This window comes from Streptomyces boluensis (genome assembly GCF_009908195.1).
GTDB lineage: Bacteria > Actinomycetota > Actinomycetes > Streptomycetales > Streptomycetaceae > Streptomyces > Streptomyces boluensis.
Genome location: NZ_JAAAHS010000663.1, coordinates 1 through 2,007 on the forward strand (window position 1 = coordinate 1; position 2,007 = coordinate 2,007).

2 protein-coding genes are annotated in these 2,007 nt (G+C 71.4%); both read right to left on the reverse strand.

Annotated elements, in window-relative coordinates; translation table 11 throughout:
- Window positions 1-9: 9 nt before the first annotated feature.
- Window positions 10-1,242 (reverse strand): arginine deiminase, encoded by a 1,233-nt coding sequence (locus GUY60_RS37210; protein WP_161705923.1) that lies wholly within the window; start codon window positions 1,240-1,242, stop codon window positions 10-12.
- A gap of 128 nt (window positions 1,243-1,370) precedes the next feature.
- Window positions 1,371-1,859 carry a hypothetical protein gene (locus tag GUY60_RS37215; RefSeq protein WP_161705924.1) on the reverse strand — a complete coding sequence of 163 codons (489 nt, stop codon included), beginning with the start codon at window positions 1,857-1,859 and terminating at the stop codon, window positions 1,371-1,373.
- Between the last annotated feature and the right edge of the window lie 148 nt (window positions 1,860-2,007).

A 2,007-nucleotide genomic window follows, 5' to 3' on the forward strand; every position in this document is an offset into this window, starting at 1 on the left:
CCCCCGGCCCTACACCGCGTCCCGCTCCACCGGGCAGCTCATGCACCGGGGCCCGCCCCGGCCGCGTCCCAGCTCGCTGCCCCGGATCTCGATGACTTCGAGGCCTTCCTTGCGCAGATGCGTATTGGTCGTCGAGTTCCGCTCGTACGCCACCACCACGCCCGGCTCGACGGCGAGCACGTTGCAGCCGTCGTCCCACTGCTCGCGCTCCGCCGCGTGCACGTCCTGGGTCGCGGTCAGCACCCGGATGCCGTCCAGGCCGAGGGCCGCCGCGATGGCGTGGTGCATGTGCTCCGGCGGATGGTCGGTGACCTTCAACTCCCGCTCTCCGTCGCCGGGTTCGATGGTGTACGAGCGGAGCATGCCGAGCCCCGCGTACTGCGTGAAGGTGTCCCCGTCGACCATCGTCATCACCGTGTCCAGGTGCATGAACGCCCGGCGCTTCGGCATGTCCAGGGCCACGATGGTGGTGGCGCTGCCCGCCGCGAACAGCTTGTGCGCCAGCATCTCCACGGCCTGCGGGGTGGTCCGCTCGCTCATCCCGATCAGCACCGCGCCCCGCCCGATGACCAGGACGTCCCCGCCCTCGATCGTCGACGGATAGTCGCTCTGCCCCTCCGACCAGTGGTGGAACGCCCCGGCCTGATCCGAGGTGAACAGCGGATGGTGCCGGTAGATCGCCTCGAAGTGCACGGTCTCGCGCTGCCGGGCGGGCCAGCGCATCGCGTTGATCGACACCCCGTCGTAGATCCACGCGGAGGTGTCGCGGGTGAAGAGATGGTTGGGCAGCGGCTTGAGCAGGAAGTCGTCCAGGTCCATGACGTGGAACCGCACCGAGGTCGGCTCCGGATTGCGCTCCAGGAACTCCCGCTTGGTCATCCCGCCGATCAGCGCCTCCTCCAGGTCGGCGAGCGGCAGCCGCTCGAACGCGGCGCGCAACGGGTCCGTGGCCAGCGGCCCGTACTCCTTCTCCGCGAAGACCCGGTCGAGGATGAGGGTCTTGGCGGCCGGTACCTCAAGGGTCTCGCGCAGCAGGTCGCCGAAGAGGTGCACCTCCACCCCGCGTTCACGCAGCACGTCCGCGAATCCGTCATGCTCCTGCCGGGCTCGGCGCACCCACAGCACGTCGTCGAAGAGGAGGGCGTCCTTGTTGCTCGGCGTGAGGCGTTTCAGCTCCAGATCCGGGCGGTGCAGGATGACACGGCGGAGGCGGCCGGTCTCGGAGTCGACGTGGAATCCCATGCCCTTATCCTCGCCCGCCCCCGCCCGCTTCACCCGCCGAACGCGAGGTCCCGCACGAGGTCCCGCGCGGGGTCCGTACGGTTCGGTCCGCGCGGGTCCGTACGGTCAGTGCGCGCGCGTCCGTACGGTCAGTCCGCGCCGGGCGCCGGGTCTCCGTGGACCTCGACGCCACGGGCCCGCAACGCCTTGAGCAGCCCGCGCGGATCGGACGCGCCGATCAGGTACGAGGCGCCGCTCGCCGTGGCGATCCGTACGCCGGGGCCGGAGCGCATCACCAGGGCGAGGTTGCCGCCGCCGCGCCATCGCAGGCCCCAACCGCCCGCGTCCCGGAGCGGGTTGATCCGCTCCACCGCGCGGGCGTGCGCGATGCCCGCGTACGGCAGCACCTTGCGGTAGAAGGGCGGCAGCGACAGGCGCAGCCCCTCCTCCACGATCCGCACCCGCGCGCGCAGCCCGCAGAGCAGGACCACGACCACCGCCCCCGCACCGGACCCGAGCAGCGCCTCCGGAAAGTCGGCGCCGCCCGCCAAGAGGGCGACGAGCAGCGGCAGTCCGAGGGTGAGGGCCAGCAGGGCGGCGACGAGGGTCAGGGGCAGACGCTGCTTCTCGTCGAACACGGACGGCCTCCTCGGCAGGGCGGGAGCACTCGGCAGGGTTGGGATCACCTGGACCGTACCCAGGGCCGGCGCCCGTACCCGGGGCCGGTGTCCATGGCCGGGGCTGATATGACGTACGGGTTGATATGACGTACGGGCAGCGATCGCC